Source organism: Streptomyces sp. NPDC126497, from assembly GCF_040302425.1.
Classification (GTDB): Bacteria; Actinomycetota; Actinomycetes; order Streptomycetales; family Streptomycetaceae; genus Streptomyces.
This window is the reverse complement of record NZ_JBEORT010000164.1, coordinates 1-7906: the sequence shown is the minus strand read 5'-3', so window position 1 is coordinate 7906 and position 7906 is coordinate 1. Positions and strand designations below refer to the sequence as shown.

The window sequence follows — 7906 nt, the reverse complement described above, 5'->3', positions numbered from 1 at the left end:
GGAGCAGGCGCTGCCCGCCGGCGCCGTGCTGGGCGGGCTCGCCGTGCAGGCCTCGGCGGCCTGCGCGCTGCGTGCGCTCGTGCACGGGCGGCGCCGGGCCGCGCTGCTGCGCCGCCCGCACGCCGCGCTCGTCGTCGGGCCGGCGGCCACCGCGCAGCGCGTGGCCGCCGCCGTGCTGCGCCACCCGCGCTGCGGGGTGCGGCCGGTGGGGATCGTCGCCGGGCGGGCGGACGGCGCCGAGGGCGTGCCGGTGCTGCGCACGGACGAGGAGGTCGAGCGGGCCGTCATCCAGAACGGGGTGCGGGCGGTGCTCGCCGTCCACCCCTCGGTGCGGGCCGAACAGGGGCCGCTGCTGCGGTCGCTGGCCGCGTCCGGCTGCACGGTCTGGGAGGTCGACGCCGACCTCGCGCCGTACCCGGCACGGGAGCGGCTGGCCGGTTTCCCCTGCCGGCGGCTGGACTTCGCCCCGGCGCGCGGCGGCGGCATCGGCAAACGGGTGCTCGACGTCCTGGTGTCGGGGGCGCTGCTGCTGCTGGTCGGTCCGCTGCTGCTGGTGTGCGCGGTGACGCTGCGGCTCTGCGACGGGCCGGGGGTGGTGTTCCGCCAGGAGCGCATCGGCCGGAACGGGGAGCCGTTCACGCTGCTGAAGTTCCGTACCCACCGTCCGGTCGACGAACACGAGTCGGCGACCCGGTGGAGCGTGGCGGGCGAGCACGAGATGCGCTGGTTCTGCCGCATGCTGCGGCGCACCTCGCTGGACGAGCTGCTCCAGCTGTGGAACGTGCTCCGCGGCGACATGAGCCTGGTCGGCCCCCGGCCCGAACGGCCGTACTTCGTGGCGCAGTTCAGCCAGACGTACCCCGGTTACGCGGACCGGCACCGGATGCGCGCCGGCATCACCGGGCTCGCGCAGGTGCACGGGCTGCGCGGCGACACCTCGATCGAGGACCGGTGCCGGTTCGACAACGCCTACATCGACGACTGGTCGCTGTGGCGGGACCTGTGCATCCTGCTGCGCACCGCGGCCACGCTGGTCCGTCCGACGGGGAGCTGACGACACGTGAGCCACACCCTCGTCCCGCCGTCGCGCCGGGCCGCGGCCGCCCTGGCGCCGGTCTGGCCGCTGGTGGCGGTGGTCGCCCTGGCGGGCCTGCCGCCGGCGGGGGACGGCGCGGGGCCCGCCGACGTGGTGTCCGCGCTGGTGGTGGGGTACTGCGTGATCCGGCTGCTGCGGGAGGGACGGCGCCCGCTGTCGCCCCGCGCGGCCGTGGTGCTGGGGCTGCCGGTCGCGGGGCTCGCGCTCGCCGCCATGGGCGCGGCCTCGCCCCAGGCGGCGTTCGGCGGGCTCTGCCGCTACCTGCAGGTCTTCGTGCTCGTCCCGGCCGCCGCCTTGGTGCTGCTCCGCGGCCGGGCCGGCTTCCGTGCGCTGGCCTGGTCGTTCGTGGGGCTCGCCGGGTGGCAGGGGTCCGTCGGGGTGTACCAGTACGTCACCGGGACCGGCGCCTCGTACCGGGGCGAGACCGTCCGCGCGGTCGGCACCTTCGGGGCCACGGACGTGATGGGCATGGCGACGGCGGTGTCGCTGGGCGTGGTGTGCGCGACGGGGATCGCGCTGGGCCGGGCGCCGGTGCGGCAGCGGGCCCTCGCCGCCGGGTGCGCCCTGGCGCTGGTGCTGCCGCTGGCGCTCTCCTTCAGCCGGGGCGCCTGGATCGCGACCGCGCTGACCTGCGCGGTGCAGCTGGCGCTGGCGGGACTGCGGCGCGCGCTGGGGGTGGCGGCGGCCGTGGTCGCCGCGGGCGTCGTGCTGACGGGCGGCCTCGGGATCGGCACGGCGATGCTGCAGGAGCGGATCGACAGCATCACGCAGGTCGCCGACGCGCCCGACCAGTCCGTCGTCGACCGGTACACGCTGTGGGCGGCGGCCACCGGCATGTGGCGCGAACACCCGCTGACCGGTGTGGGTCTGAAGAACTTCCCCGAGTACCGCGACGGGCACGCCACCCTGGCGCTGTCCTCGGGCAGCGACATCGCGGGCGCGGGCTCGGAGTACCAGAGGCAGGCGCTGCTGTCGCCGCACAGCATGTACCTGCTGGTGCTGAGCGAGCAGGGCCTGATCGGGCTGCTGGCGCTCGCCGGGAGCTGGCTGGCGCTGCTGGTGTGCGCGGTGCGGCGCCTGCTGCGGGTCCGCCGCCGCGGCCCCGGCCTCGACTGCGGGCTCACCGCCGTCGGCCTCCTCCTGTGGCTGCTCACCGACTTCGTGTACGGCGACATCGGCGGTCCCTCGACCGTCCTGACCGGCGTGGCCCTGGGCCTGACGGCGTGGTGGGCGCTGTACCGCGACGACCGGGCGGACGCCGCCCCGCAGGGCGGCGCGCCCGCCCGCCTCGAGGAGGCCGCGACCCGATGACGATGCTGCCCTACCGGACTTCCGGTTCCGCCACCGGCGGATCCGGGGCCGGCGGCCCCGCCTCCGACCGGCCCGCGGACCCCGGGCCCGCACCCGGCACACGCACGACGGCCGACGCGCCCGCGCCGGGTGCGGCCGGGCCGGACGGTGACGCCGGTGCGTCGGGCACGGCGTCCCGGGGGTTCCTCGCCCGGGCCGCTCTGGGGACGGCGGTGCTGTCCATCGCCGGGTCGCTGCTCGGGCTGGTGCGGGACCAGTCCCTGGCGCGGCTGTTCGGGGCCGGGAGCGACACGGACGCCTTCCTGGTCGCGTGGACCGTGCCGGAGATCGCCGCGACGCTGCTGATCGAGGACGGGCTGGCGATCGCGCTGATCCCCGCGTTCAGCGTGGCGCTGGCGCGCCGGGCCCGGGGCGTGCCCGGCGATCCGGTGCGCGATCTGGTCAGGGCCACCCTGCCGCGGCTGTGCCTGGCCTTCGCGGTGGTGGCCGCGCTGACCGCGGCCGGCGCCCCGTACCTGGTCCGCGCCCTGGCGCCGGGTCTGCCCGATCCTGCTCTGGCCGTCGACTGCACCCGCCTCACCGCGCTCAGCCTGCTGGCCTTCGGACTCGCCGGGTACTGCAGCGCCGCGCTGCGGGCGCACCGCCGCTTCTTCGCGCCGGCGGCGATCTACGTCGCCTACAACACCGGCATCGTCGCGTCGATGTTCCTGCTCGGCCGGGAGTGGGGGGTGCGTTCCGCGGCCGTCGGGGTCGCGGTGGGCGGCTGTCTGATGGTGGCGGTGCAACTGCCGTCGCTGTGGCGGCAGCTGTCGTCCCGCGCCCCCGCGCCCGCCGCCCCCACCGGTCACGGTGACGGGGAGCGGCCGGTGCGCCTGGCCCTGATCGCCGCCGTGCTGCTGTTCGCGCTGTGCCGTCAGGCGCAGGTCCTCGTCGAGCGGTTCCTGGCGTCCTCCCTGCCCGCCGGGGCCATCTCGCACCTCAACTACGCGCAGAAGGTCGCCCAGATCCCGATGACGCTGTCGCTGATGGTGTGCACCGTCACCTTCCCCGTGGTGGCGCGGGCGCTCGCCGACGGCGACACCGCACGGGCCCGCGCCCGGGTGGAACGGGACCTAGTGCTGGCGTCCTGCGTGGTGCTCGCGGGCATGTGCGCGGTGCTCGCCTGCGCCCCGCAGATGATCGAACTTCTCTTCCAGCGCGGGGCGTTCACCGCGGCCGACACCGCCGCGACGGCGGACGTCATGCGCGTGTACGCCCTCGGGCTGCTCGGTCAGACGCTCGTGGGCGCCCTGGTGCGCTGCTACTTCTCGGCCGGCCGCCCCAGCTGGTACCCGCTCGGCGTGATGACGGCCGGCATCGCCGCCACGTCCCTGATCGGCGCGGCGACCGTGGGCCGCTGGGGGGTGGCGGGGATCGCCGCCGCCAACGCCGCCGGCATCACCGTCACGGCCGTCCTGCTGCTGACCGGGCTGCGCCCGGCCCGCCGCGGCGGTGCCGCCGGCGTCTCGGTCGGCGTCCGCGAGGTGCTGGGCCGGCTGGTCCGGCCCGTGCTCGCCTCGGTCCTCGCCGTCGCCGCCGGGGCGTTCGCCGCGAGCCGCTTCGAGTCGCCGGTGGCGGCCCTCGCGGCCGGCTGCCCGACGGTGGCCGCCGTCTTCGTCCCGCTCGCCCTGTCCGTCCCGGTCGCCCGGCGCTCCGCATCCGCGCTGCGCTCCGTGCGCACCGCCACACGAAGGCTCACACATGGCCGCACCCGTTGAATCCCCCGGCACCACCAGGCCGTCCGCGCCCCGCCCCGGCCCCGTCCCCTGGGTGGCGATGTACCACTCGGTGGGCGACTGCTCGGACGATCCGTACCGCATCACCGTCACCCCCGAGCGGCTGGGGCGGCAGCTGGCCTGGCTGCGCCGGCGCGGGCTGCGCGGCGTGTCCGTCGCCGAACTCCTCGCCGCGCGCGCCCGGGGCGGGGGCCGAGACCTGGTCGGCCTCACCTTCGACGACGGCTACACCGACTTCCTCACCGGCGCCCTGCCGCTGCTGCGCCGCTTCCGCTGCGGCGCCACCCTCTTCGTGCTGCCGGGCCGGCTCGGCGGCGACAACGCCTGGGACCCGCTCGGCCCGCGCAAGCCGCTGCTGACCGCGGACGGCATCCGGCGCGCCGCCGCCGAGGGCGTGGAGATCGGCTCGCACGGTCTCACCCACGTCGACCTGACCCGCGCGGACGACGCCGCCCTCACCGCCGAGGTCGCCGGGAGCCGCGCCCGGCTGGAGGAGCTGACCGGCGTCCCGCCCGCCGGGTTCTGCTACCCGTACGGCACGGTCGACGCGCGCGCCGTCGAGGCCGTGCGGAAGGCGGGCTACGCCTACGCCTGCGCCATCGACCCCGGTCCGCTGACCGGCCCGCACGCCCTGCCGCGCGCCCACGTCGGGCAGGACGACACGGCGTGGCGGCTGCACCTCAAGCTGCGGCTGCACCGGCTGCGCCGGCGCCCGGTGGAGGGCCTGTGATGAGGGCGCTGCACATCATCACCGGGCTCGGTGTCGGCGGCGCCGAGCAGCAGCTGCGGCTGCTGCTGCGTCACCTGCCGGTCGACTGCGACGTGGTGACGCTCACCAACCCGGGCCCGGTCGCCGACGGCCTCGGCGCCGACGGCGTGCGGGTCGTGCACCTGGGCATGGGCGGCAACCGCGACCTGGCCGCCCTCCCCCGCCTGGTCCGGCTGATCCGGGCCGGCGGCTACGACCTCGTGCACACGCACCTGTACCGGGCCTGTGTCTACGGCCGGCTCGCCGCCCGGCTCGCCGGGGTCCGCGCGGTCGTCGCCACCGAGCACTCCCTGGGCGACACCCAGCTGGAGGGCCGCCGGCTGACGGCCGGGGTGCGCGCGCTGTACCTGGCGAGCGAGCGGCTCGGCTCGGCGACGGTCGCCGTCTCCCCGACGGTGGCCGACCGGCTGAAGCGCTGGGGCGTGCCCGCCCCCCGCATCGAGGTCGTCCCCAACGGCATCGACCTGGACCGCTTCCGCTTCGACCCGGAGCGGCGGGAGCGCACCCGTCGGCGCCTCGGCCTGCCCCGGGACGCGTTCGTCGTCGGCGGCGTCGGCCGGCTCACCCGGGGCAAGCGGTTCGAGGTCCTCGTCCGGGCGCTCGCCCTGCTGCCGGAGGACCACTGGCTGCTGCTGGTGGGCGGCGGCCCCGAGGACCACGTGCTGCGCCGCACCGCCCGCGAGGCCGGGGTGGCGGGGCGGGTGCTGTTCACCGGCGAGCGTCCCGTCGTCCCCGACGGCACCCCCGGCCCCGACCTGCCCTCGCTGACCTCGGCGATGGACCTGTTCGCCGCCCCGTCCGCGGAGGAGGCCTTCGGCCTGGCGGCCGTGGAGGCGCTGGCGTCCGGGCTGCCCGTGCTCTACGCCTCCTGCCCGGCGATCGAGGACCTGCCCCCCGAGGCCCGCGCCGACACCCGGCGGGTGCGCGGCGGTCCCGGGGCGTACGCCCGCGCGATCGCCGAGGTCCGTGCGGCGGGCCCGGGACCGCGCGCGGCCGGCCGGGCCGCACACCACTACAGCATCACCCGCAGCACAGCCCGCCTCATGGACGTGTACGCGGCGGCCGTCGCCGGTCCGCCGCCGTCCGCCACGCCGTGAGCCGTCCGACGCACCTCCGAGGGAGCAAGCCCGTCATGACCGACACCCCGACCCGTCGGCGCCGTCCGTCCCTGGACCGTTTCGGAAGGCCGCCGGCCTGGTCCGCGCTGGTGGCCGGCACCCTCCTCGGCGGTCTGCTCGGCGGCGCGTACGGCCTGCTCACGCCTCCGGCGTACACGGCCACCGCGTACGTCGTCGCCGTACCGACCGACAAGGCCGCCCCGGACGCGGCCCGCGGCTTCGCGCAGGCGTACGGCCGGGTCGCCACCCAGCTCGCGGTGCTCGGCGACGCGCAGGTGTGGGCCGGGGTGCCGGTGCGCACCCTGCGGGACAGCGTGCGCACGGCGACGTCGCCGGACGCGCCGATGGTCGCCGTCACCGCCACCTCCGAGCGGCCCGGACTGGCCGTCGACATGGCCGACGCGGTCTCGCGCGCGCTGACCCGGCACGCCGAGGACACCAAGGCCAGCACCCAGGTGCGGCTCGTGCGGTTCTCGCGCGCGGTGGAGCCGGACGCTCCGGCGTCCGCGTCCCCGGCGGTGACCGCCCTGGTGGGGGCGAGCGCGGGCGGGCTGCTGGGCGGTCTGGCCCTGCTCGCGCGGCCCCGGCGGACCGGCCGGGGCGACGACGCCGCCCCGGCCGCCTCGGTGCCCGGCCCCGCCACCGCCGCCGACGTGCAGCGGTGACGGTGGTGAGCCCGGCCGCAACGGCGCCGTCACCCGCGGGCGCGCGACCACCAGTCGAAGCGCAGGCAGATCCTGCCGCCGAGCCAGTCCTCCACCCACCGGCCCAGGTCCAGCGGCGAGCAGTCCTCCGGCGGCAGCGGCTCGCCGGGGCCGGCCGGCTCGGTCGGCTCGGCCGGCTCGGTCGGCGAGGGAGTGGGGGCCGGGGTCTGCGGGGTGGTGTCCGGCTCCTCCTCGTGGGTGCGGCCGTGGAGCACGCTCCGGTAGACGCGGGACGCGTCCGGGTTGTCGTCGCACTGCCACACCCCGTGCGGGCAGTAGTCCGTGAGCGTGTTGTAGAGCGGCTGGTGCCGGTCGATCCACGCGAGCATGCGCCGCATGTACTCCGGATTGTCGCCGTTGCGGAAGAGCCCCCATTCGGGGTAGGAGATCGGTTTTCCGTGGGCCTTCGCGAAATCGACGTGCGCCTGGAGTCCGTACGGTTCCGTCACCTGTTCGTCGAAGGAGTGTCCGGCCGGCTGGTCGTAGGAATCCATGCCGATGACGTCGACCGTGTCGTCCCCGGGGTAGCACTCCGTCCAGGGGACGGCGTCCCGGCCGCGGCTCGGCGCGAAGTCGAACCGGAATTCCTGGCCCGGCACCGCGCGCATGGTGCGCACGATCCGGTTCCAGTACTCCTTCCAGGACTCCGGGTCGGGGCCGCACCGGTGGGTGTAGGTGGTGCCGTTCATCTCCCAGCCGAGCACCAGGACCGTGTCCGGCACCTTCAGCTGGACCAGCCGCTCGGCGAGGGCGCGGAAGTGGTGGTCGAACTCCCCGGCCGCGCCCCGGCTCAGCAGCCGCCGCACCTCGTCGTCGGGGACGCCCTCCTCGTTGCGTTCCTGCAGGGGGACGTTGAGGACGAGCATCCGGTCCTTCCGGGCGTTGCGCCAGTGCGCCCACGACTCCAGGAAGCCGACCTTCCCCTCGATGTCGCTCCAGTGGTGGCCGGGCAGGTAGGTGTGGCCGACGCGCAGCTCGGCACCGCCCAGCCAGCGGCTGAACTGCTCCATGCGGGCCACTCCGCGCGCGTCGGAGGCGAGGAAGGCGCCGAAGGCCGGGACGTCGCGGAGCGGCGCGGGAGCCGCCGGGGCGCCGGCGGCCGTGGCGGCGGGGTCCTCCGGGCCCGCGGGCCC

The 7906-nt window shown here is 76.7% G+C and carries 7 protein-coding genes; 6 read left to right on the top strand and 1 reads right to left on the bottom strand.

Going from position 1 to position 7906, the window contains the following annotated elements; all coding sequences use genetic code 11:
• The 6 genes from ABTY20_RS34260 to ABTY20_RS34235 form a co-directional block, all read left to right on the top strand.
• Window positions 1–1054 (top strand): exopolysaccharide biosynthesis polyprenyl glycosylphosphotransferase (locus tag ABTY20_RS34260; RefSeq protein WP_352001054.1); only part of this gene is annotated, 1054 nt, incomplete at its 5' end.
• A 6-nt stretch (window positions 1055–1060) separates the two neighbouring features.
• Entirely contained in the window at window positions 1061–2407 is a 1347-nt protein-coding gene (locus ABTY20_RS34255) for an O-antigen ligase family protein (RefSeq protein WP_352001053.1), read from the top strand.
• Window positions 2404–4164 carry a murein biosynthesis integral membrane protein MurJ gene (gene murJ / locus ABTY20_RS34250; RefSeq protein ID WP_352001052.1) on the top strand — a complete coding sequence of 587 codons (1761 nt, stop codon included), beginning with the start codon at window positions 2404–2406 and terminating at the stop codon, window positions 4162–4164. Before ABTY20_RS34255 ends, murJ begins: the two co-directional genes overlap by 4 nt.
• Entirely contained in the window at window positions 4148–4912 is a 765-nt protein-coding gene (locus tag ABTY20_RS34245) for a polysaccharide deacetylase family protein (protein ID WP_352001051.1), read from the top strand. The genes murJ and ABTY20_RS34245 overlap by 17 nt, the downstream gene beginning before the upstream one ends.
• Window positions 4912–6048, top strand: coding sequence for a glycosyltransferase (locus ABTY20_RS34240; protein ID WP_352001050.1), 1137 nt, complete (start codon window positions 4912–4914; stop codon window positions 6046–6048). Before ABTY20_RS34245 ends, ABTY20_RS34240 begins: the two co-directional genes overlap by 1 nt.
• A 35-nt stretch (window positions 6049–6083) precedes the next feature.
• Window positions 6084–6734, top strand: coding sequence for a YveK family protein (locus ABTY20_RS34235; protein ID WP_352001049.1), 651 nt, complete (start codon window positions 6084–6086; stop codon window positions 6732–6734).
• A gap of 29 nt (window positions 6735–6763) precedes the next feature.
• Here the strand turns inward: ABTY20_RS34235 and ABTY20_RS34230 are convergent.
• Window positions 6764–7906: glycoside hydrolase family 26 protein (locus tag ABTY20_RS34230; RefSeq protein WP_352001048.1), on the bottom strand; the 1143-nt coding region annotated here is incomplete at its 5' end.